Genomic DNA, 22,702 nt, shown 5'->3' with positions numbered 1-22,702 from the left:
GACCGCTACTCTGCCGCGATGGCGCTGGCGGCGTTGAACTGCGCCAGAACCGCATCGGCGCAATCGCGACCGTCGCGGATGGCCCAGACCACGAGGCTGGCCCCGCGCACGATGTCGCCAACCGCATAGACACCGTCCAGGGCGGTCTTGCCGGTGGTGAAATCGGCCTTGATGGTGCCCCAGCGGGTCACCGTCAGTTCGGGCTGATCCCACAGCGTCGGCAGCGCCTCGGGCTCAAAGCCCAGCGCCTTGATCACCAGGTCGGCAGGTTCGTCATAATCCGACCCGTCGATCACCTCGGGCGACTGGCGGCCGGTGGCATCCGGCGCGCCAAGGCGCATCTTTTCGACGATGACGGCCTCCACCGGATCGCCCTTGAAACCCTTGGGCGCGGTCAGCCATTCGAAAACGACGCCTTCTTCCTCGGCATTCTGCACTTCGCGCTGGCTGCCCGGCATGTTGGCGCGGTCGCGGCGATACAGGCATTTCACCGATGTGGCACCCTGCCGGATCGCGGTGCGGACGCAATCCATCGCCGTGTCGCCGCCGCCGATCACCACGACGCGCTTGTCCTCGGCGTTCAGCGCGCCCGATTCGAACTCGGGCACGTCGTCGCCAAAGCTCTTGCGATTGGACGCGGTCAGGAAATCGATGGCGTTGACGATCCCCGCCGCACCCGATCCGGGGCCCTGCAGGTCGCGGGTCTTGTAGACGCCGGTGGCGATGATCACCGCGTCGTGCTTCTGGTGGATGTCCGCAAACGAGATGTCGTCACCCACGCTGCAATTCATCACGAAGGTGACGCCCGCCTTTTCAAGTTGCGCGTTGCGGCGCATCACGACGTCCTTTTCCAGCTTGAAGCCGGGAATGCCATAGGTCAGCAGCCCGCCCGCGCGGTCGTAGCGGTCGTAGATCGTGACCTGCACACCGGCGCGGCGCAGTACGTCCGCCGCGGCAAGTCCGCCGGGGCCCGCACCGATGATTCCGACGCTCTCGGCGCGCTCCTGGGCGGGCACGATGTCCTTGACCCAGCCCTTCTCCCAGGCGGTGTCGGTGATGTATTTCTCGACCGCGCCGATGGTGACGGTGCCGTGGCCCGACTGTTCGATCACGCAATTGCCTTCGCAAAGCCGGTCCTGAGGGCAGATGCGGCCGCAGATCTCGGGGAAGGTGTTGGTGGCCTGGCTGAGCTCGTAGGCCTCTTGCAGACGGCCTTCGGCGGTCAGACGCAGCCAGTCGGGAATGTTGTTGTGCAGCGGGCAATGCGTCTGACAATAGGGCACGCCGCATTGCGAACAGCGACTGGCCTGCTCGGCGGCCTTCTGGTCGGCAAACTCGGCATATATTTCATGGAAGTCTTCGCGACGCGCTTCGGCCTTGCGCTTGTCGGGCATATCGCGTTCGACTGAGACGAACTTGAGCATCGGCTGCTTGGCCATGAGACGTCCTCGTATTTCCGGATTGCGCCGTGATATACGGCGGTGAAGAAGAATAAAAGTCAGCAAAGCTGACCTTTATCAAAGAAATTTACTGCGGATCAATCTTTTTTTCGCTTTGGCGCTGAAAATTAGGTCCGATTTTTTACCTATTTTCGCGCTTCCTTTTGAAAACAGGGCGTTTATAGCAGGGCCTCAGGCTTTCCCCTAGTGCGGTTCATCGCTCATGTCGCTTTTCCACCTGCTGATTCTTGCGCTTATTCAGGGCATTACAGAGTTCTTGCCGGTCTCGTCCTCTGGCCATCTGATCCTGTTGCCGCAGCTGACCGGCGCGGAAGATCAGGGTTTGGCCCTGGATGTGGCGGTGCATGTGGGCACGCTTCTGGCGGTGATCCTTTATTTCTGGGCGGATGTGCGCGTGGCTCTGGCCGGCACGATGCGACTGTTGCGCGGCAAGATCGACACCGCCGGCGCGTTTCTGGCGCTTTGCCTGCTGATCGCGACGATCCCGGTGATGGCCGCGGGCCTGCTGCTGCGCCTGTCGGGCTTTGACGAGGCGTTGCGGTCGGTCGCGGTGATCGGCTGGGCGATGATCGTCTTCGGCGTGGTGCTCTACTGGGCCGACCGCCGGGGCGCGGAAACCGCGCGCGCTGAAAACTGGACCCTGCGCCACGCGGTCATCATGGGGCTGTGGCAGGTGCTGGCGCTGATCCCCGGCACCTCGCGGTCGGGCATCACCATCACCGGCGGGCGGCAGCTGGGCTATGACCGCCAGAGTGCTGCAAAGCTGGCCATGCTGATGTCCATTCCCACCATTCTTGCCTCTGGCGGCTTGCTCGGCCTCGAGGCGATCACCAGCCCCGATCCCCTGCCGCTGCGCGATTGCGCCATCGGTGCGGCGATGGCCTTCGGGGCCGCGCTGGCCGCGCTGTCGCTGATGATGCGCCTCTTGCGGTCGGTCAGCTTTACGCCCTACGTGATCTACCGCCTGGGTCTCGGGGTTGCCCTGCTGGTCTATGCCTACGCGTGATGCACCGCGCGGCTGTCCTCGGGGGCGTCCTCGCGGTCGAACATGCCGTAGTCGCGCAGCACGTGGCAGACCTTGAGCCGATAGTCCGAAAAGACGCCGCCGCGCCCCTTGGCCTGGGCGCTGCGATGCGCCGAAAGCGTGCGCCAGCGCTGCACCGCGGCCTCGTCCTCGAAGAACGAGATCGAGAGCAGCTTGTCGGTGTCGGTCAGGCTCTGGAACCGCTCGACGCTGATGAAACCCTCGACCTCGTGGACCAGGGGCCGCATCTCGGCGGCGATGTCGAGGTAATCGTCGCGGCGGCCCTCGGCGGGGATCACTTCGAAGATGATGGCGATCATTGGAGTACTCCGTTGGGGGTCGGAACAGGGGCCAAGGGGCGGCACGCGAATACTGCGTCGATAACCGAACGAACGCGCGCAAAAATTTCAACAAATTTTTGAGATCTCGACATCCCGGCGACTCAAAATCTTGACCAAGATTTTGGCACCTCACCCCGGCTGCGGCGTCAGGAGTGGCCGCAGCAAGGCCACCGGATGCCGCCGCAGGGTCAGGCGCATGGCCACGTAATCCTCGACGATCTCTTCGCCCTCGCTCATCTGCGGCAGGTGGGCGGCAGGCTCGACGATGCCCTCGCCCTCCATGTCGCCCGCGAACAGCGGCAGCGGCTTGTCACCGGCCAGCGCCTTGGCCTCCCACAGCGCCTCGCGCCGCGAAAGCCCCAGCGCCGCGAACACATCGGCTTCCGCCAGCCGCGCCACCACCCGCGGTTCCAGCCCCGCCCGCCGCCAGACATCGCGCACCGACAGATAGCCGTTGCCCCGCGCGGCGCACATCCAGGCGGCGTCCTCCTCGGGCAAGCCCTTGATCTGCCGGAAACCCAGCCGCAGCGCGAGCCCGCCCTGCCCGTCCGGCTCCATCACGTTGTCCCAGTAGCTTTCGTTGATCGCCACGGGCCGCACCGGAACCCCGTGTTCGCGCGCATCCCGCACGATCTGCGCGGGTGCGTAAAAGCCCATCGGCTGCGCATTCAGCAGCGCGCAGGCAAAGATCCCGGGATGGTGGCACTTGATCCACGCCGAGGCATAGACCAGCAGCGCGAAGCTTGCCGCGTGGCTTTCGGGAAAGCCGTAGGATCCGAATCCCTCGATCTGCGAAAAACACCGTTCGGCGAATTCCTGGTCATAGCCGTTGCGCCGCATCCCCCGCAGGAACCGGTCGCGCAGTTCCGACACGTTGCCATGTTTCTTGAAGGTGGCCAGCGCCCGGCGCAGACGGTCTGCCTCGGACGGCGAAAACCCCGCCCCGATGATGGCGATCTGCATCGCCTGTTCCTGAAACAGCGGCACGCCCAGCGTCTTGCCCAGCACCTCGCCCAGCGCGTCCGACGGAAACCTCACCGTTTCCTCGCCGTTGCGCCGCCGGATATAGGGATGGACCATGTCGCCCTGAATGGGCCCGGGGCGGATGATCGCCACCTCGATCACCAGGTCGTAGAAGCTGCGCGGACGCATGCGTGGCAGGAAGTTCATCTGCGCACGGCTTTCGACCTGGAAGACGCCGATGCTGTCGGCCCGGCACAGCATGTCATAGACCTTCGGATCCTCGGGCGGCAGCGTCGCCAGCGTGTGCCTGACCCCGTGATGCTGCCGCATCAGATCGAACGCCTTGCGGATACAGGTCAGCATGCCAAGGCTGAGCACGTCCACCTTCAGGATGCCCAGCGTGTCGATATCGTCCTTGTCCCAGCAGATGACGGTGCGGTCCTCCATCGTCGCGTTCTCGATCGGGACCAGTTCATCAAGGCGGCCCTCGGTGATGATGAAGCCCCCCACATGCTGCGACAGGTGGCGCGGGAAACCGATGACCTCGTAGATCAGTTCCATCGTCAGGCGCAGCCGTGTGTCGTCCGGATCAAGACCGATCTCGCGCATCCGGGCCTCCTCGAGCCCATTGGTCGAAAAGAACCCCCAAAGCTGCGAGCTGAGCGCGCCGATGGTGTCCTCGCTGAGGCCCATGGCACGGCCTACCTCGCGCACCGCGCGCTTGCCGCGGTAATGGATCACCGTCGCGCAGAGGCCCGCGCGATGCCGCCCGTAGCGTTCGTAGATGTGCTGGATCACCTCTTCGCGGCGCTCATGTTCGAAATCGACGTCGATATCGGGCGGCTCGTCGCGCGCCTCCGAGACGAAACGTTCGAACACCATGGTGCCGATCTCGGGGCTGACCGAGGTCACGCCCAGCGCGTAGCAGACCACCGAATTGGCTGCCGAGCCGCGCCCCTGGCACAGGATGCCCCGGTCGCGCGCGAAGGCCACGATATCGCGCACGGTCAGGAAATAGGGCGCATAGGCCAGCTGCGCGATCAACGCCAGTTCATGCTCCAGAAGGCCGCGCACCTTCCCGGGCGCGCCGGTGGGATAGCGCCAGTTCAGCCCCTCGCGGGCCAGCCGCGCGAGGCGCTGATCGGCGGTCTCTCCGTCGGTGATCTCGGAGGGGTATTCATAGCGCAGGCTGCCCAGGTCGAAGGTGCAGCGCGCCGCGAGCCGCCCCGCCCGGTCCAGCGCGTCCGCGTGCCGCCCCAGCAGGCGGCGCATCTCGGGCGCCGACCGCAGACGCTGTTCGCCGTTGGCCAGCGCCGCGCGGCCCAGCGCGTCGACGCGGCAGCCCAGTCTGACGGCGCTCAGCACGTCCGCCAGCTTGCGCCGCCGCCCGTGATGCATCAGCGGGCGCGCCGAGGCCACCGTCTCGATGCCCAGCGCCGCCGCCAGCCGTGCCAGCCGATTGAGGCGCGCCGCATCGCCGCCGTCGTAGCGCGGGGCCAACCCCAGATGCGTACGGTCCGGAAACCGCGCCACAAGCCTGCGGGCCAGCGGCGTCCAGTTCGGCTCATCCGCGACCTCGGGGCCGAACAGGACCAGTTCCAGGCCCTCGGCGTCGTCCAGAAGGTCCTCGAGCCGGATATCGCACTGTCCCTTGGGCGCGCGCAGCCGCCCCTTCGAGATCAGCCGACAAAGCCGCGCCCAGCCGGTGCGCGTGGCGGCAAGCGCGGTGATTTCCAGCCCCTCGGCAAGGACCAGCCGCGCCGCCGGGATTAGCCGGGGCACGTTGCGGATGGCCAGCGACGGTGCCGGGGCGCAGCCCTCGGGCGCGGGCGGGCCGATGGGGCCGTCCACCGCCTCGGCATCGGCGCGTTCGGCCACCACGCGCGCGATCTCTCGCGCGCGCTGATAGGCCCGCACGATCCCCGCGACCGAGTTCTCGTCAGCCACGGCAATCGCGTCGAGCCCCGCCAGCGCGGCACGTTCCATATATTCCTCGGGGTGCGACGCACCGCGCAGGAAGGTGAAGTTCGAGGTGATGCTCAGTTCGACGGACATGGGAACACAATGCGGGAATCATCAGCTTTCCCCGGCAGTATGTTCTACTTTTGTTCCAATTGTGAGTCCCGACCGTGTGTCCCGACCGTGAGTCCCGAAGTGGCGCCTGACCTGCGACCTCTGTCACACGCCCCGGAACGTCGGCAGCAGATCGCCCTGCTCGGGCGTGGCCTCCCAGACCGCCCGTGCGATGGCCCGCGCGACACAGATCGACCCGGCATGCCCCAACGCCGCAACGTCCGCGACCGGATCCGACAGCCCGCGATCCCCCGTCGCGACCGAGAAGATCAGATCGCCGTCCAGCGGCGAATGCGCGGGCTGGATGGCGCGCGCCAGCCCGTCATGGGCGGCAACGGCCATGCGGTAGGCCTGCGCCTTGTCGAGTGCGGCATCGGTCGCCACGATCCCGATGGTGGTGTTGCCCAGCGCCGCCATCGCCGCCAGCTTCCGCGACGGCGGCAGGGCGCGCAGCCCGGCCTCGGGATCGGGGCCCAACCCGCCGAATTCCTGGCCCACCTCATGGGGCGCGGCCCAGAAATGCCGCCCCGAGGGCGTCGTGACACAGCCCATCGGATTGACCGCCACCAGCGCGCCCACCGTCACCCCCGACGGCAACACCAGCGACGCAGAACCAAGCCCGCCCTTGACCTGCGCCGTCTGCGCACCGGTTCCGGCCCCAACAGATCCAAGCGAGAAGTCCGCGCACGCGGCGCCGAGCGCCGCCCGGCCAAGCGCCGGATAGGGGTTTTCGCCCCATCCCTTGTCGCCGCCGTTCAGCAGATCGAACAGGATCGCCGCCGGCACGATGGGCACTTTCGCCGACAGAACCGCAAAGCCGCGCCCGGCCTCGGCCAGCGCATCCATCACCCCTTGCGCCGCGGCCAGACCGAAGGCAGACCCGCCCGACAGCACCAGCGCATCGGCCCCCGGCGCGGTCTTGTCGGGGGCCAGCAGATCCGTCTCGCGGGTGCCGGGCGCGCCGCCCATCACCGCGACGGACGCCACGAAGGGCGCATCCGCCACCAGCACCGTGGTGCCGGATTTCAGCGCGCGGTCCTCGGCATTGCCGACCCGCAGCCCCGCCACATCGGTGATCAGGTTGCGCGGTCCGGGACGCATCTCAGATGCAGCGGCCACCGTCGACCTCCATCGCCACGCCGGTGATCATGCCCGCCTCGTCGGACGCCAGATAAAGCGCCGCATTGGCCATGTCCTCGGGCGTCGAGAACCGCCCCAGCGGGATCGTCGACAGGAACTTCGCGCGCATCTCGGGCGTGTCCTCGCCCATGAACGACGCCAAGAGCGGCGTCTCGCCCGCCACCGGGCAGAGCGCGTTTACGCGAATGCCGGCAGGGGCCAGTTCCACCGCCATGGTCTTGGTTGCCGTCACCATCCAGCCTTTCGAGGCGTTGTACCAGTTGAGACCCGGGCGCGGCGACAGCCCGGCGGTCGAGGCCACGTTGACGATCACGCCGGACCCTTGCGCCTTCATCAGCGGCACCACGGCGCGCGCGGTCAGATAGACCGACTTGCAATTGACCGCGAAGACCCGGTCGAACTCGGCCTCGGGCACGTCCTCCATCGGCATCGGCAGATGGGTGATGCCCGCGTTGTTCACCAGGATATCGATGCCGCCCACCGCCTGCTGCGCCTCGGCCACCATCGCGGCCACGCTTTCACCCGAGGCCACATCGACGGTCACGGCAATACCGCCACAGGCCTCGGCCACCTTGCGGGCGGCGTCTGCATTGATGTCGGCCACCACCACCCGCGCCCCTTCGGCGGCAAAGCGCGCCGCAATACCCGCGCCAAAGCCCGACCCCGCGCCCGTCACCACGGCCCGTTTCCCTTCAAGTCGCATGCAAGCTCTCCTTTGTGACGAGACTCTCTGGCAGCACCGGTGCGGCGCGGATCAGCTCTTGTGTATAGGGATGGACCGGCTCGGTCAGCACCGTCTCGGTTGGCCCTTCCTCGACAATCCGACCCTTTTGCAGAACCAGCACGCGGGTGGTGATGCCGCGGACCACCGACAGATCATGGCTGATGAAGAGGTAGGCCAGGTTGAACCGCTCCGAGATATCGGCGATCAGATCGAGGATCTGCGCCCGCACCCGCACATCGAGCGCCGACACCGCCTCGTCGAAGATGATCAGTTCGGGCCGGGTGATCAACGCCCGCGCGATGGCGATGCGCTGGCGCTGTCCGCCGGAAAAAGCGTGGATATGGCGGCTGGCATCCCCGGGCGACAGGCCCACGGCGGTCAGTGCCTCGGCGATGGCGGCCTCGCGCGCGGCGCCGCGCGGTGCATCGCGCATCAGGTGAAACGGCTCGGTGATCAGCCGCGCGACATCGTGGCGCGGATTGAAGCTGCCGTAGGGATCCTGGAAGACCACCTGCATCTTGGCCTGGGTCGCGCGCGGCGTGCGCCCCGGGGCCACGTCGGCCCCTGCAAGCGTCACAAGACCCGCGCGCGGAGCCTCGAGCCCGAGGATCGCGCGGGTCAGGGTGGATTTTCCCGATCCGCTTTCGCCGACCAGACCGACCCGTTCGCCCGCGCGGATGGTGAAGGTGACATCGCTCAGCGCATCGAAGGTCGGGCGCGGACCGAACAGGCGCGTCCGGGGCAATGCATAGCTTTGCCCGAGCGCGGCAACTTCCAGCAGTGGCGTCACGGCGGTGCGCGGGGCCAGCGTGGCGCGGTGGCGCGAGGCCGCAAAAAGCGCACGGGTATAGGCGTGGCGCTGTTCGGCAAAGACCTGGGCGGTCGGCCCCTGCTCGACGATCCGGCCCTTGTTCATCACCGCGACCCGGTCGGCCATGCCGTGCACCACCGCAAGATCGTGGGTGATCAGCAACAGCGCCATGCCCTCGTCGCGCGCCAGGCCGGTCAAAAGATCGAGGATGCGCGCCTGCGTGGTGACATCGAGCGCCGTGGTCGGTTCGTCCGCGACCAGCAGCTTCGGGCGCAGCGCGGTGGCCATGGCGATCACCACGCGCTGCCGCTGCCCGCCCGACAACTCATGCGGAAAGCGCCCCAGCGGGATCGCCTCGAGCCCGACGCGGTCGAGCGCGGCGCGCGCCAGCTCCTCCGCCCGGGCGGGCGTCGTCGCACGGTGCAGACGCACGGTCTCGGCCACCTGTCGGCCGATGGGCTGCACCGGATTGAGCGCCGTCATCGGCTCCTGGAAGACCATACCCATTTCCTGCCCGCGCAACCCGCAAAGCGCGGGCTCGGGCAGATCGCTGACCACATGCGCGCCCAGCCTGATGGTCCCGCTCTGCGTCGCGGCGCGCGGCAAGAGGCCCATCGTCGCCAGCGCGGTCATCGACTTGCCCGACCCGCTTTCACCGGTCAGCGCCAGGATCTCGCCCGGGGCGATGGAGAGCGACACGCGGTCCAGCACCGTGAGCGCTCCGAAGCGCACCGAAAGGTCGGTCACCTCGAGCACGCTCATGCCCGCACCTCGCGCAGCTTGGGGTCGAGCGCGTCGCGCAGCCCGTCACCCAGCAGGTTCAGGCCCAGCACCGTGAACACGATGGCCAGCCCCGGCATCAGCGCCACATGCGGCGCCAGCGACACCATGGTCTGCGCATCCGCCAGCATCCGCCCCCAGGACGGCACCGGCGGCTGCGCGCCCAGCCCCACATAGGACAGCCCGGCCTCGGCGAGGATACCCAAGGAGAACTGAATCGTTCCCTGCACGATCAAGAGGTTGGTGACATTGGGCAGGATATGCTCGACCGAGATCTGCGCCCGCCCCTTGCCCGCGACCCGCGCCGCCATGATGAACTCGCGCGCCCAGATCGACAGCGCCGCCCCCCGCGTCAGCCGCGCGAAGACCGGGATATTGAAGATGCCGATGGCGATGATCGCATTGGTCGCGGATGGCCCGGCAATGGCGGTGATCAGGATCGCGATGACCAGGCTCGGGAAGGCGAACACCAGATCGTTGCCGCGCATGATGATCTCGTCGAGCCAGCCGCCATGCCGCGCCGCCGCCGCCAGCCCCAGCGGCACGCCCAGCCCCATGCCGATCCCCACCGCCACCAGCGCCACGGCGATGGATGTGCGCGCGCCCACCATGATCATCGACAGGATGTCGCGCCCGAAGTGATCGGTGCCGAGAAGGTGCCCGCCCGAGGGCGGTTGCAGGCGGTTGGCGATGTCCATGCCGTCGACCGCGTAGGGCGTCCAGACGAACGAGATCGCCGCCGCGACAAGAAAGACCCCCGACAGCAGCGCACCGGGCAGGAGCGACCGCTTCATGGCCGTTTCCTCAGGCGCGGATCGGCGGCGGCATAGGCCAGATCGGTCACGAAAGTCACCAGGATCACCGCGAAGACCAGCAGCATCACCACCGACTCCACCACGATCAGGTCGCGCTGCGAAATGGCCTGGAAGATCAGCCGCCCGAGCCCGGGCAGAAAGAACACCTGTTCGATGATGATGGCCCCCGCCAGCAGGAAGGAAAACTGCAATCCGATGATGGTCAGCACCGGGATCAGCGCATTGCGCAGCCCGTGCCGCCACAAGGCCTGGCCCCGGGTCAGACCCTTGGCGCGCGCCGTGCGCATGAAATCCTCGGCCATGATGTCGATCAGCGCCGAACGCATGACCCGCGCCAGGATCGCGGCCTGCGGCAGCGCCAGCGCCACGGCGGGCAGGGTCAGCGCCTTGATGGCCAGCAGCGGGTCGTCCCAGCCGGGAAAACCGCCCGCCGAAAACCAGCGAAGATTGATCGCGAAGAACAGCACAAGAAGCATCGCGAACCAGAAATTCGGCACCGCGATGCCCAGCTGCGTCGCCCCCATCACCGCCATGTCACCCGCCTGCCCGCGCTTGGCCGCCGCATAGAGCCCGGCCGGAAAGGCCAGAAGGGTGGACAGCAGCAGCGCAAACAGCGCCAGCGGCAGCGATATCCAGAGCCGGTCCGCGACCATGTCGGCGACCGGTGTGCGATAGGTATAGGAGGTGCCGAAATCCCCGGTCAGCATGCCGCCCAACCACGCGCCGTACCGCTGCCATTTCGGTACATCGAGGCCCAGCTCGGCGCGCAGCGCGGCGACCGTGTCCGGCTGGGCGTTGATCCCCAGCATGTAACTGGCCGGATCGCCGGGCGCGACCTCGACCACCAGAAAGATCACCAGCGAGGCCACGAGCAGGCTCAGGCCAAGTGAGATCAGGCGGCGGAGGGCATAGCGCAGCATGGGGGCACGTTAGGATGCGGTGCCGCGACGGTCCAGCAGCAGAATGCCGGGGATGCGGTTTTCAACCGCCCGCCGCGCGCCGACCCACAGGCTCAGAAGGTCGCGGAAACCTCGTACATCACCGGCTCGAAGCGCGAACAGAGCCCCGCGATCTCGCGGTTGCGCTTGCGCATCTCGTCGGATCGCAGCATCGCCTTGAAATCGTCGCGCGTCTGCCACTGGGAATAATTCGCGATCCGCGTCTCGGCATCGTTCACATGCAGCCCAGCCGCGAGGAACCCCGGCTGATGCGAGATGAACTCGGCATAGGCCGATTCGAGCAGCGCCATGAGGTCGGCGCAGGTTCCGGGCGAACATTCGAACGTGGTGATGACGGTCTGATGGGCGGTGTTGGCCTTGATATCGAGCATGTCGGATCCTCCGTATCGGCAATATATCACGTCTGACGCGTCCGCGTCGCGCGCAAGGCCTTTGATGGCGGGGCGCCACCGCGAACGGGTGTCACCGCCATCGCGGGCGAAAGGCGCGCGACCGGGCGCCATCACGAACGAACGGCGCGCGACCGGGCGCGACGTGTCCCACCGACGCGCCGGGCCGCGCGGACGGCCCGGTCGCAACGGGCAAATCGCGGGACTACTCGGTCGCCCAGGACACCTGTGCCAGCGGGTTGGCCTGGGTCGGCTGGTTCTGCCACAGCCCGCGCAGACGCGCATCGGCCACCGTCGGAAAGGCCAGCTGGAACAGGTAGACGTTGACATAATCCTCGGCGATCTTGCGCTGCGCCTGCCCCATCAGATCCGACCGCGCGTCGGGGTCGGTGGTCGCCGTCAGCTTCTTCATGATGCTCTGGAACTCGGCGTTGTCATACTGGAAGTAGTAATCGGGCCGGGCATAGATGCCGATGTCGAACGGCTCTGTATGGCTGACGATGGTCAGGCCGAAATCCTTGCCGCGGAACACTTCCTCGAGCCATTGGGCCCACTCCAGATTGGTGATCTGGGTCTCGATCCCGACAGCGCGCAGCTGCGCCGCGATGATCTCTCCGCCGCGCCGGGCATAGGACGGCGGCGGCAGCTTGAGCGTGGTCGAGAAGCCCTCGCCATAGCCTGCATCCGCCAGCAGTTGACGCGCCAGATCCGGATCGTAGGGCGACAGGTCCTTCAACTCGACGTAATCGGGATTGTGCGGCGCGAAATGGGTGCCGATCGGCGTGCCCTGACCGAACATCGCACCGTCGATGATCGACTGGCGGTCGATGGCGTGGGCCACCGCCTTGCGCACTTCGGGATCGTCGAAAGGTGCCTGCTTGTTGTTCATCGCAAGGATCGTTTCGCCCTCGGTCGAGCCGACGAGAACCTGAAAGCGCGGATCGACCTCGAACTGGGGCAGGTTCTCGGGCGCGGGATAGCCCGCGAAGGCGTCGATATCCTGCGCCATCATGGCCGCGAAGGCCGCCGTCGGGTCCGAGATGAACTTGAAGGTCACCGCCTCGAGCGCCGGGGCCTCGCCCCAGTAGTCGGCGTTGCGGACCAGCTCGATCCGGTCGCCCTGAACCCATTCGGAAAAGCTGAACGGGCCGGTGCCCACGGGGGTCTGCTTGATGCCGTCGATGGTTTCGGGTGCGACGACAACCGCATCGCCCCATGCCATGTTGAACAGGAAGTTGCCGTCGGGCTGCGACAGCGTCACGGCAACGGTCTGCGGATCGACAACGCTGACATCCGCGATGCCCTCGAACAGGGCCTTCTGCGCATTCACGCTGTCATCGGCGCGGGCGCGATCGAGGCTGAACTTGACGTCCTCGGCATCCATGACCGAGCCGTCATGGAAGGTGACACCGGGGCGCAGGGTGAAGGTATAGGTGGTGCTGTCATCCGAGATGTCCCAGCTTTCCGCCAGGCCGGGCTGCACCGATCCGTCGGCGGCAAAGCGCGTCAGCCCCTCGAAGACATTGGCGTAAAGCACGCTGTCGATGGCCCCCGCCGCAGCCGAGGTCGGGTCAAGATGCGGCGGCTCAAGCTGGAGCGCAAGGGTCAGGTCGGTCTGCTGGGCAAGCGCGGGGCTGGCGCAGAGCGCGAGCGCGGTCAGGGTGCGGCGAAACATCGGAAAGCCTCCTTGGCGATTTGGGCCAGTGTTGTGCGGATTGGCGCGGCGATCAAGCACCGAGCGCTGCCGGTCACGATCATCCCCGGTTCGGCGCGGCCCCTCTGGTCCGCTCAGGCCGCAAGTGCTAGACGCGCGCTCGAATGCCCCGCGCCACAGGAGACGCCGATGAGCGCCACCGCGAGACAGACCGCCCCGCTGCCCGACGATATCCGCGCGATGAAGGGCAAGACCCCCATCGTCAGCCTGACCGCCTATACCACGCCCATGGCGCAGATGATGGACGCCCATTGCGATTTTGTCCTCGTCGGCGACAGCGTCGGCATGGTGCTGCATGGCCTGCCCTCGACGCTGGGCGTCACGATGGAGATGATGATCCTGCACGGTCAGGCGGTGCGGCGCGGTCTTGCCCGTGCGATGATGGTCGTCGACATGCCCTTCGGCAGCTACGAGGAAAGCCGCGAACAGGCGTTCCGCAGTGCCGCCCGGATCATGTCCGAAACCGGCGCCGGCGCGGTCAAGCTGGAAGGCGGCGCCGACATGGCCGACACCATCGGTTTTCTGACCGCGCGCGGTGTTCCGGTGATGGCGCATATCGGGCTCACGCCGCAATCCATCAATACGCTGGGCGGCTACAAGGTGCAGGGCCGCAGTGCCGCCGGCGACCGGCTGATGCGCGATGCCGCCGCGGTCGCGGACGTCGGGGCCTTCGCCCTGGTGCTGGAAAAGGTCCCCGAGGCGCTGGCCGACCGCATCACCGAGGCCGTGGCGATCCCCACCATCGGCATCGGGGCCTCGGCGAACTGCGACGGGCAGGTGCTGGTCGTCGACGACATGCTGGGCCTCTTCACCGCGTTCAAGGCAAAATTCGTCAAGCGGTTCGCCCACCTGGGCGACGATGCCGAGACGGCCATCGCACGCTATGCCGACGACGTGCGCGCCCGCCGCTTCCCCGGCCCCGAACATGTCTTCGCCGACCAGGCACCGGGCCGGTCCTGATGGCGACGATCATCCGCGACAGGGCCGATCTGCGCCACGCGGTCACCGGATGGCGCACCGCCGGTGCCACTGTCGGCGTGGTGCCCACCATGGGCGCGCTACATGACGGACATCTGAGCCTCGTGGCGGCGGCAAAAGCGGCCTGCGACCGGGTGATCGTGACGATTTTCGTGAACCCCAGGCAGTTCAACAACCCTGGCGACCTCGACGCCTATCCGCGCACCGAGACCGACGATGCGGCGAAGCTGGCGCCTTTCGCGGTGGATGCGGTCTATGCCCCCGGCCCGGACCAGATCTACCCGGCGGGTTTTGCCACCAACGTGTCCGTGGCGGGGCTGACCGACGTGCTCTGCGGCGCGCAGCGCCCGGGGCATTTCGACGGGGTCGCGACGGTGGTGTCCAAGCTGTTTCTGCAAAGCGGCGCCGACCGTGCCTTCTTCGGCGAAAAGGATTTCCAGCAATTGCAGGTGGTGCGCCGCATGGCCCGCGATCTCGACATACCGATCACGGTCACCGGGTGCCCGACGGTCCGCGATGCCGACGGGTTGGCGATGTCGTCGCGCAATGCCCGGCTCGGGCAGAGGGCCCGCGCGGTGGCCCCTCGCCTGCACGCCGAAATGACGCGGGTCGCGCATACGCTGCGTCAGGGCGACGCGACGCAACCCGCAATCACCACCGCCACGCAGCAGCTCATCGGCGCGGGGTTCGAGCGAGTGGAATACCTTGAACTGCGTGCCTCCGACGACCTGTCGCCCCTGACCCGGGCCGATGCGCCCGCGCGCCTCTTCGCCGCTGCATGGCTGGACGGCGTGCGGCTGATCGACAACATCCCCGTCTGATCCAGCGCCGCACCGCCCGGTCACCCCCGCGTCCCACGCCCGGACACAGGCGACGCAGGTCACGATCGGACCCGAAATACTCCGGGGAGCGCGAGGGGCTGGCCCCTCGCTCCCGTCCCCGCACGCCGCCCCGACAGCGCCGCTGTCAGCGCAGTTTCGGCGGCTTGTCCGGATCGCTTCCCGGGGCCGTCGGTACCACGCGCGCCCCGGTCGCGGGTTCGGGCAGGTCAAACCGCAGACCCACCCGCGCGATGCGCGCCGTGACCGCATCGCTGTCGGCCAGGAACACGATGTCGAGCGCGCCCGCCTCGATGCCGGAAAACACCAGCGCCTCGTTGACCGCACGGGCCAGCGGCCCTTCGGCACCGTCCTTCGCGCCAGTGATGCCCAGCAGGTGTCCCCGGCTGCCATCGTCATAGGTCACGCCCGCCAGATAGGCCTTGCGCGCCAGACCCGCCGCGCGCCCGAGCTTGGCATCCAGCGCCGTCAGCAGCGCCTCGGGCAGGCCCTTGGGCGGGTGCAGCTCCGAGGGTTTCGCCGCTGTCTCCTGCGGCCCGTGGCCCAGCGTCTCGGCAAGCCAGGCCACCGCTTCGGGTGGGACCAGGTGCGCCGAGGGCGCGACCTCGATATTGAGCGCCAGCCCGATGCCCTGCCCGGCCAGCATGGTCGCAATCACCCGGCCCGGCAGCGCCGCGTAGGGTGCGGGCTTGCCGACAAATCCCGCGATCCGCGCATCGGTATCGAAGACCAGCACGAAAGAAGCATCCTCGACCTCGAATATCTCGGGATCGAGCGTTTCCCCCGCCATCTCCCTGGCCAGCAGCAGGTTCAGCTCGGTATCGGCGAGACGTTCGTAAAAGCGCAGGCGCGCCGCATCGTCTTCGGGTGCGGCCTCCATCGCGGCAAAGGCGGCATCAAGGGGCGTTTCATGTTCCATGACCGGCGAGGTAGCGGGCGCGCCCCCCGGGGGCAAGTCAGTCCGGTGCCGACCCCTCGATCTCGTAGCTTTCGGGCATGTTGCGCGGCCAGTAGCCCTTGTGCTCGGCGCGGACCTTGACCGACCAGTGCACAAGCGCACCTTCCGGGATCGTGCGGCGGTCGCAGCGGGGCAGATACCAGCCCGCGATATCGGGCTTTTTCGAATCCTCGGGCTTGATCCGGGGCAAGCCTTCCATCAGCGCCGCGGCCCAGGACATGGAATTGTGCCGCGGCCCCAGCGGGTCGGGCGCGACATACTCGTCGTCCGCGCTGCCGCCCCGGGCCACCTTGTTCACCGTCGCCGTCCAGAACCCCGCGCCCTGCGCCTTGGCCTCGTCGATCATCCAGACCAGGGGCAACTTGCCGAGGCCCGATTCCGCCTCTGGGTAGCCGCCGCCGATATCGCCGTGCACGCCCCAGAACCAGACCTCGCGCGCATCCTGGTCCTCGGCATCCTCGGTCTTCATGAAGCGATTGGGTTTGTATTTCTGACCCATCGGCCAGAGCTTGCCGCGGAACATCGTGCGGCGTTCGTGGATCGCCATCGCCTGCCGCACGCTCTGCACGCTGGGATTGGTCTTGGTAAAGGCGTGCGATTTCAGCCGGGGCCCGAACGGCCCCCATTCGATCACCGAGGCGACCGTGTCGAACAGCCCCATGAAGCGGATCGACGGGCGCACCGGATCGAGGATGCGTTCGTAAAGGCGCATCTCGGCGAAGGCATTGTCGCCGCCATCCTCGCCGATCCGCTTGTAGGCGCGATAGGCATAGTCGAGCAGGTTCAGATTGCGGCTCTGGATGATGCCGAAGGCATGCAGGAACCCCGCCAGAACCCGCACCGAATAGGACCCGCGCGAAAAGCCGAAAAGGTAGATCTCGTCCGCCGGGATCGTGTTGCCGTCGGCGTCCTTGCCACCGGGATCGTAGGTCTCGACGAGGAAGCGGTAGGCGTCCTTGACGTTGGCGTCGAGTCCCCAGCCGGTGGCCATGCCCCACACCTCCTGCACCTTGCGCCAGGTCGACAGCCAGGCGTTCTCGTCGCCGATGGTGCCGACGCCGGGGTCGTAATAGACGACCTGGTCGTCGCGTTTCAGCAGGCACCCGTAGAGGCGCAGGATATTGGTGCGCTTCTTCGTGGAAATCTGGTTCGAGGTTCCATCGAGAAGAATCACGATTTTCTTGGGCATCGGGGGGGTTCCTTGTGTTCAGGCATTGAGCTCATCGAGAAATCGGTCGCACCACTGCTGCACCAGCGCGCTGTAGGGCGCCTCGGGGGCGGTCATCGCGCGCAATTCCTCAAGGATGCGATCCGACAGATCCGACAGCGACGCCGAGGCGCGGCGCACCGCAGGGTCGGCATGGGCATCGAGGTCGGCGGCGATGATGTCGATTTCGAAGATCAGTCCGCGCAGAAACTCGAGATGCTTGAGCAGGCGCGCGCGGTTTTGCACCAGCCCCAGTCGGTTCAGCCCGTAGACCTGGATCGACACCGCGCCGCGCACCGAAAGCCCCAACGCCTCGGCATGTTCCGCAATCGCCGCGCCATCACCCAGGCCCGCCGCGACCGCCGCCGCACCGGGGGGACGTTTCGGCAAGGCCAGCGGCCACAGATCACCGGGATCGAGGTGAAACTCGATATGCGCCATCGGGTCGTCGCGGCAGGGATCGATCAGATAGGCCCGTTCCAGTTCCAGGGCGTCGGTATCGACCGCCGCCCGTGTTCCCGCGACCGGAAAGGCGTCTTTCTTGCCCGTCTGGGTATCGGTCCGCGCCCCGGCCACAAGCTCTGACAGCGACGCCTTGGGGTCAGGGGCCTGTTGCTTGCGGCGGCGATTGCAGTCGATGCAGGACGGCAGCAGATTGTCCCACGCCATCGCGATCCACCAGTAGCCGGGATGGTCGGGAGCATCGGCAACAGCCCCCTTGGGGCGAAAATGTTCGACGTCGACGGGGGCCTGCGCGGAATAGAACGTCTCGCAGTAGGCGCATTTGCCGTGGAACAGATGCTCGAGCGCGGCCTTCACCTCATCGTGCTTGTAGACCGCGAACTTGAAGCTCTTGTCGCGCGTGGCCGGATCGGCACGATGGGCGCGCACCTTTTCAAGTTCGTTCGGCCCGGGCCGCCCGGGCTCGGTCAGCACCCTGGGCGGAGCGATGTCGCCACGGTTCACCCGGCGCATCAGCCCGACTCCCGTGCCAGGGCGCGCTTGATCTTGTCCTTGGTCGCCTGCCGCAAGCTCCGGCGGCGCGTCGCCGTGGCATGGCGCGTCGCCAGCACGTATTCCGCCACCGCCTCTTCGACGATGCGCGCCACTTCGGTCGAGCCGACAGGCAGCGCACCGCGCACCTCGGTCTGGAATTTCTGGATCGTGGCCTGCACATCCTCGGCAAGGTCGGTTCCGGTCTCGATCGCCGCGCGGGACACCGCCAGCGCATCCGCCAGATCCGCCATCGCCTGCCCCGTGCGGGGATCGTCGGTGTCGAACAGGTCGAACAGATCCGAGGTCAGGAGCTGCTCGACGGTCAGCTTGGTCACATCCGGCAATTCGCGCAGCGTATCGACGAATACCGGAAGATCCGTGTCGCGACTGACCCCCGGCACCCGTTGCAGCACCATCACCTCGCCGTCGCGCATGCCGCGCAGGCACAGGGGATCATGCGTCGTGACGATGAAGGTCGCCGCCGGGAAGGCCCGCCTGAGCCCGTCCATGATCGACACTTTCCAGCGCGGATGCAGATGCGCCTCGACCTCGTCGATCAGCACCACCGCGGGATAGCTTTCCAGCGTGCCGAACCGCGGATGTCTCATCGCCCAGCGCATCAGGTCGCATGTCAGCGCAAGGATGGTGCGAAACCCCGAGGACACGGTATCGAGCGGGGTCCGCAACGACACGCCGTCTTCCTCGACGATCACCAGGCAGCGTTTCTCTTCACGCTGAATGATGCGGAAGCCGCCGCCCATGACCACACGCAGCGCGCGCACCACCATGTCGAAGTGGTCCTCCGGCAGCGACAGCAGCCACTTCTCGGGGTTCGACAGCAGGTCGTCCGAGTGAAACAGCGACCGCACCGCACGGTCCGCCCGCCACAGACGCTGATTGGACTGGTAGTGGCGATAGGCCCCGTAGGCGAAGATCGGGATGCCCATCTCCGAGCCGGAACTCGTGATACGGTCCGGCGTCACCCTGAGCTGCAGATGATCCACGTCGCCGCGGCCATCGCGCCCCTCAAACCGCAACAGTACCCGCGCCTCCGGTGCCCGCGCCATCCAGGCCACGCCCATGAAGGCCGGATCGAGCAGATAGCTGACCGGGTCTTCACCCAGGGCCTCGACGGCTTCGTGATCGATCATGGTCAGCGCGATACCTTCCAGGATCGAGCTTTTACCGGTGGCGTTCTCGCCCAGGATCAACAGCGCGGCGGCGGTATCCTCGGACGGCGCGGGCGGGATGTCGAAAGCCGCCCTGGCGATGCCCTTGAAGCTCTCGATCTCCACATGAGCGAGGCGGGAATAGGCCTTGATCGGCTCTTCCGCCGCCCGGCGCTTCGCCTCCGCGATCGAGAAGTCCACAAAGGATTTCCGCCGCGCGATCAGCTCCGGCGGCTCGGCTTGCTCGGGCACCGTGCGATGCGCCCGCCGGAACATCAGGCTGGCGTGAAATTCCGCGATCCCGGGCGGTTGCCAATCGGGATGTTCCGCCCATTTCGCCTCGGCATCCGCGATCGCGATGCGGCGCCTTTCGACCAGCGCGTCGCGGTTGAGGTCGAACACCTCGATGGTGATCCCGGCGCGGTCGTCCCCGGCCTCGAACACCCCGTCGGCATCGACACTCAGCCCTTGTGCAAAGGCATCGTCCACGCAGGGGTCGAACAGCAATTGCGCCTCGTCGAAAGGCTCGGGCCACACACCCGTCCCGGCCTCGACAAAGGCGGCATAGGCCGACACATCCGGCACCCTCAGCCGCGCGCCATCGACCGGAAAAATCCGGCCATGCGCCGACCGCGCCCCGCAGTCGGTGCAGATCGGATAGAGGTTCTGCCAGACATCGGACAACCATGCGTAATAGATATGCGCATCGCTCAGGTCCGGGTCGCTCAACCCGTTCGGCGGACGGAAGCGGTACGGCACAAGCGGCGTCCCACTGCCCTCGCAGAATGCGCATTTCCCCTGGAACAGTTCGAGCAGCGCCGGCAGGACCTGCGGCTTGTCCGGCAATGTCCGGTCCGGAACGCGGGTTTGCGCCCGCTCCTTGCCGTCAAGCAACAGATATTTGAGAAAGGCCTCCCGTCCCGCGGCGTAGGGCGCGGACATGAGTTCCCTGGGAACGGGGACAGAGGTGCGATCAACAAGGCGCATGAAAAGGAATGCCTGAAATAGCTCCCGCGATGGTTGCACGGCGCTCGTTTTCTGGCAAGCCAGAGAAACCCTAGGCCAACGCCTCGGCCACGCGCGCCCGCAGCACCGGCAGCAATTCGGCCTCGAACCAGGGATGCTTCTTCAGCCAGCCGGAGTTGCGCCAGGACGGATGCGGCAGCGGAAATGTCCCCGGGCCGTGATCCCGCCACCCCCTGACCGTGTCGGTGACGCTCTGGCGGCTGCCCAGGTGATAGCGATGGGCATATCCCCCCACGATCAGCCGCAGCCGCACCTCGGCCAACTCCGCCATCACCCGGTCGTGCCAGGTGTCGCGGCAGATCCGTGGCGGCGGCAGGTCCGCCCCCTTCGCGTCATAGCCCGGAAAACAGAAGGCCATCGGCACAATGGCGATGCGCTGCACATCGTAGAAGGCGGCGCGGTCGATCCCGAGCCAGTCCCGCAGCCTGTCGCCCGACGGATCGTCGAAGGGCGTGCCGGACCGGTGCACCCGCACCCCCGGAGCCTGCCCCGCGATCAGGATGCGCGCGGAGGGCGCGAACCAGGCCACCGGACGCGGACCATGCGCGGTCTGCGTCGCCGCAAAGCGCGCGGCACACAGGCGGCAGGCGCGGATCTCCTCCTTCAGGCTCATGCGCCCAGACGGGACGGCACGATCAGTCGGGTGCCGTGGCGGATACGCGCCGCGATCCACAGAAGATCCGCCCGCGCGACGGCGACACAGCCCTCGGTCGGGAAGCCGGGCCTGCGCCACTGATGCACAAAGATCGCCGACCCGCGCCCGCGTTCGGCCCGGGGCCAGTTCCAGTCGGTCAGGATCACCACGTCATAAAGCGGATCGGCGCGGCGCAAACGCTCGTGACCGTGGCAATAGGGCGCGCGCACCATCAGGTTGTAATCCTCATGCGCCGGATCGTCGGACCACAGATCGCCGGGCCGGATCGGCACCGCCCAATCCGCGGGCCGCGCCAGGCGGTCGGGACGATAGAGCATGCCGACGATCCGGTGCACCCCCGCCGGCGTCGCGCCATCGCCCTCGCGCTTGTCGACGGTGATGCCACCCCTGCCGACGGTGCAGGCAAAGCGGCGCTGCATGAAGCGCACACCTCCCCGGTCAAGAACCAGGTCTTCCGGCGTCATGACATTGCGCCCCGGTCCGCCCGGTGTGCCGCCCGGTCCCGCATGACCGCCGCCGATGCCTTTCCATTTTCCAAATACGCACTCTCCCGGGTCACGCCTGGACCTCGCTCACAGCAAATGCCCGGACTTCCGCGCCTTGGTGGCGAGGTAGTGATGGTTGAACCGGGTCTCGCCGACCTTCAGCGGCACACGCTCGGTCACCGCAATTCCCTCGTCCTGCATCCGGGCGATCTTGGCGGGGTTGTTGGTCAGCAACCGCACGGATGCAAAGCCCAGCCGCTGCAGGATCTGCGCCCCGAGCCGGAAATCGCGCTCGTCATCCTCGAAGCCCAGCCGGTGGTTGGCCTCGACCGTGTCGAAGCCCTGATCCTGCAGCGCATAGGCCCGCATCTTGTTGGCCAGACCGATGCCGCGCCCTTCCTGGTTGAGGTACAGCAGCACGCCTTCGCCGTCCCGGCCCATCTGCGCCAGCGCCGCGTTCAGCTGCGGCCCGCAATCGCATTTCAGCGACCCGAGAAGATCGCCGGTAAAACACGCCGAATGCAGCCGCGCGAGCACCGGCCTTTCACGGTCCGGACGCCCGATCTCGACGGCGTAATGCTCTTCCGAGCCATCCGCCGGGCGAAACACATGCAGCCTGGCCTGCTCGGCGTGGCGCAGCGGCACCCGGGCGCTGACCACGTGGTCCAGCGGCGCAAGCCGCGACAAATGCGGTGCGGCGGCTGCCGCGTCGATGCGCGTCAGCCCGGGCGGCGCGGCATCGCGCTCAAGCGGCACCACCAGGACCGCGGGCAGAAGCCGGGCGGATTTGGCCAGGCTCAGCGCCAGCCGGTGCAGATCGGCCGTGCCCGCGCGCCGCAGGGCCAGCGGGCCCTTCATCGGTGCCGCCAGGTCGTCGGCGGGATCGGCGAGGTTCTGAACCCATGCCAGGTCCGCCGCGTCGGGCAGGATCACGCGGGCCACATCGCCGTCGTAGGCCGGTGCCCGCAACGTCGCCGCCCGTCGCCCGGTCAGCGCCAGATCGACAGGACGGCCCAGCGCGCGGACCGCATCGAGCCGCGCCGCGGTCAGTGTCTCGACCGCGAAGATCAGCACCGCATCCCGCGCGTCCGACACCAGCACCGGCACACCCATGCGCAGATCGCCGCGGGCGCGGGCAATGGTTTCGTTCAGGTCGGGTGAAAAGGCGGAATCCGATGTCATGTGCCCAAGATATT

At 67.3% G+C, this 22,702-nt stretch carries 20 protein-coding genes; 3 read left to right on the top strand and 17 right to left on the bottom strand.

The features are described from left to right. Nucleotides 1-5: 5 nt before the first annotated feature. A complete protein-coding gene (locus tag ACXYMN_RS06890) occupies nucleotides 6-1,439 on the bottom strand; it encodes an NAD(P)-dependent oxidoreductase (RefSeq protein ID WP_459012779.1) in 1,434 nt (477 codons plus the stop codon). A gap of 223 nt (nucleotides 1,440-1,662) precedes the next feature. Here ACXYMN_RS06890 and ACXYMN_RS06885 point away from each other — a divergent pair, with 223 nt between their 5' ends. Beyond that, nucleotides 1,663-2,466 carry an undecaprenyl-diphosphate phosphatase gene (locus tag ACXYMN_RS06885; protein ID WP_459012778.1) on the top strand — a complete coding sequence of 268 codons (804 nt, stop codon included), beginning with the start codon at nucleotides 1,663-1,665 and terminating at the stop codon, nucleotides 2,464-2,466. Here the strand turns inward: ACXYMN_RS06885 and ACXYMN_RS06880 are convergent. The 9 genes from ACXYMN_RS06880 to ACXYMN_RS06840 form a co-directional block, all read right to left on the bottom strand. After that, entirely contained in the window at nucleotides 2,457-2,804 is a 348-nt protein-coding gene (locus ACXYMN_RS06880) for an antibiotic biosynthesis monooxygenase family protein (RefSeq protein WP_459012777.1), read from the bottom strand. The two genes, ACXYMN_RS06885 and ACXYMN_RS06880, sit on opposite strands and share 10 nt — an antisense overlap. A gap of 150 nt (nucleotides 2,805-2,954) precedes the next feature. Next, on the bottom strand, nucleotides 2,955-5,843 hold the full coding sequence (locus tag ACXYMN_RS06875) for an error-prone DNA polymerase (protein ID WP_459012776.1): 2,889 nt from the start codon (nucleotides 5,841-5,843) through the stop codon (nucleotides 2,955-2,957). Between the two features lie 123 nt (nucleotides 5,844-5,966). Continuing rightward, nucleotides 5,967-6,962, bottom strand: a complete 996-nt coding sequence (locus ACXYMN_RS06870; RefSeq protein ID WP_459012895.1) for a P1 family peptidase — start codon at nucleotides 6,960-6,962, stop codon at nucleotides 5,967-5,969. A 1-nt stretch (nucleotide 6,963) separates the two neighbouring features. Beyond that, nucleotides 6,964-7,704: an SDR family oxidoreductase gene (locus ACXYMN_RS06865; protein ID WP_459012775.1), complete on the bottom strand. Its 741-nt coding sequence runs from the start codon at nucleotides 7,702-7,704 to the stop codon at nucleotides 6,964-6,966. After that, entirely contained in the window at nucleotides 7,694-9,298 is a 1,605-nt protein-coding gene (locus ACXYMN_RS06860) for a dipeptide ABC transporter ATP-binding protein (RefSeq protein ID WP_459012774.1), read from the bottom strand. The genes ACXYMN_RS06865 and ACXYMN_RS06860 overlap by 11 nt, the downstream gene beginning before the upstream one ends. Continuing rightward, complete coding sequence (locus ACXYMN_RS06855) at nucleotides 9,295-10,110, bottom strand: ABC transporter permease (protein WP_459012773.1); 816 nt, start codon at nucleotides 10,108-10,110, stop codon at nucleotides 9,295-9,297. The genes ACXYMN_RS06860 and ACXYMN_RS06855 overlap by 4 nt, the downstream gene beginning before the upstream one ends. Next, nucleotides 10,107-11,051, bottom strand: a complete 945-nt coding sequence (locus ACXYMN_RS06850; RefSeq protein ID WP_459012772.1) for an ABC transporter permease — start codon at nucleotides 11,049-11,051, stop codon at nucleotides 10,107-10,109. The genes ACXYMN_RS06855 and ACXYMN_RS06850 overlap by 4 nt, the downstream gene beginning before the upstream one ends. A 92-nt stretch (nucleotides 11,052-11,143) precedes the next feature. Beyond that, nucleotides 11,144-11,461, bottom strand: a complete 318-nt coding sequence (locus tag ACXYMN_RS06845; RefSeq protein ID WP_459012771.1) for an antibiotic biosynthesis monooxygenase family protein — start codon at nucleotides 11,459-11,461, stop codon at nucleotides 11,144-11,146. A gap of 223 nt (nucleotides 11,462-11,684) precedes the next feature. After that, complete coding sequence (locus tag ACXYMN_RS06840) at nucleotides 11,685-13,154, bottom strand: ABC transporter substrate-binding protein (protein ID WP_459012770.1); 1,470 nt, start codon at nucleotides 13,152-13,154, stop codon at nucleotides 11,685-11,687. A 168-nt stretch (nucleotides 13,155-13,322) separates the two neighbouring features. On the opposite strand from ACXYMN_RS06840, the gene panB reads away from it, so the two are divergent. After that, nucleotides 13,323-14,153 carry a 3-methyl-2-oxobutanoate hydroxymethyltransferase gene (panB, locus tag ACXYMN_RS06835; protein ID WP_459012769.1) on the top strand — a complete coding sequence of 277 codons (831 nt, stop codon included), beginning with the start codon at nucleotides 13,323-13,325 and terminating at the stop codon, nucleotides 14,151-14,153. Beyond that, nucleotides 14,150-14,992: a pantoate--beta-alanine ligase gene (gene panC / locus ACXYMN_RS06830; protein ID WP_459012894.1), complete on the top strand. Its 843-nt coding sequence runs from the start codon at nucleotides 14,150-14,152 to the stop codon at nucleotides 14,990-14,992. The genes panB and panC overlap by 4 nt, the downstream gene beginning before the upstream one ends. A 145-nt stretch (nucleotides 14,993-15,137) precedes the next feature. Here the strand turns inward: panC and ACXYMN_RS06825 are convergent, their stop codons facing one another. The 7 genes from ACXYMN_RS06825 to ribA all read right to left on the bottom strand — a co-directional run bounded on the left by ACXYMN_RS06825 (nucleotide 15,138) and on the right by ribA (nucleotide 22,688). After that, nucleotides 15,138-15,929, bottom strand: coding sequence for an SseB family protein (locus ACXYMN_RS06825; protein WP_459012768.1), 792 nt, complete (start codon nucleotides 15,927-15,929; stop codon nucleotides 15,138-15,140). A 37-nt stretch (nucleotides 15,930-15,966) separates the two neighbouring features. Then, nucleotides 15,967-17,157, bottom strand: coding sequence for a DUF2235 domain-containing protein (locus tag ACXYMN_RS06820; protein WP_459012767.1), 1,191 nt, complete (start codon nucleotides 17,155-17,157; stop codon nucleotides 15,967-15,969). A gap of 18 nt (nucleotides 17,158-17,175) precedes the next feature. Beyond that, on the bottom strand, nucleotides 17,176-18,150 hold the full coding sequence (locus ACXYMN_RS06815) for an HNH endonuclease family protein (RefSeq protein WP_459012766.1): 975 nt from the start codon (nucleotides 18,148-18,150) through the stop codon (nucleotides 17,176-17,178). Then, nucleotides 18,150-20,282 carry an AAA family ATPase gene (locus tag ACXYMN_RS06810; protein WP_459012765.1) on the bottom strand — a complete coding sequence of 711 codons (2,133 nt, stop codon included), beginning with the start codon at nucleotides 20,280-20,282 and terminating at the stop codon, nucleotides 18,150-18,152. Before ACXYMN_RS06810 ends, ACXYMN_RS06815 begins: the two co-directional genes overlap by 1 nt. A gap of 115 nt (nucleotides 20,283-20,397) precedes the next feature. Continuing rightward, nucleotides 20,398-20,979 carry a uracil-DNA glycosylase family protein gene (locus tag ACXYMN_RS06805; RefSeq protein WP_459012764.1) on the bottom strand — a complete coding sequence of 194 codons (582 nt, stop codon included), beginning with the start codon at nucleotides 20,977-20,979 and terminating at the stop codon, nucleotides 20,398-20,400. Further along, on the bottom strand, nucleotides 20,976-21,485 hold the full coding sequence (locus ACXYMN_RS06800; protein ID WP_459012763.1) for a L,D-transpeptidase family protein: 510 nt from the start codon (nucleotides 21,483-21,485) through the stop codon (nucleotides 20,976-20,978). The genes ACXYMN_RS06805 and ACXYMN_RS06800 overlap by 4 nt, the downstream gene beginning before the upstream one ends. Before the next feature lie 108 nt (nucleotides 21,486-21,593). Then, nucleotides 21,594-22,688, bottom strand: coding sequence for a GTP cyclohydrolase II (gene ribA / locus ACXYMN_RS06795; protein WP_459012761.1), 1,095 nt, complete (start codon nucleotides 22,686-22,688; stop codon nucleotides 21,594-21,596). Between the last annotated feature and the right edge of the window lie 14 nt (nucleotides 22,689-22,702).

The organism is Roseivivax sp. CAU 1753, from assembly GCF_054482575.1.
The sequence above is the reverse complement of the archived record's forward strand: the minus strand, read 5'-3'. Positions and strand labels throughout refer to the sequence as shown.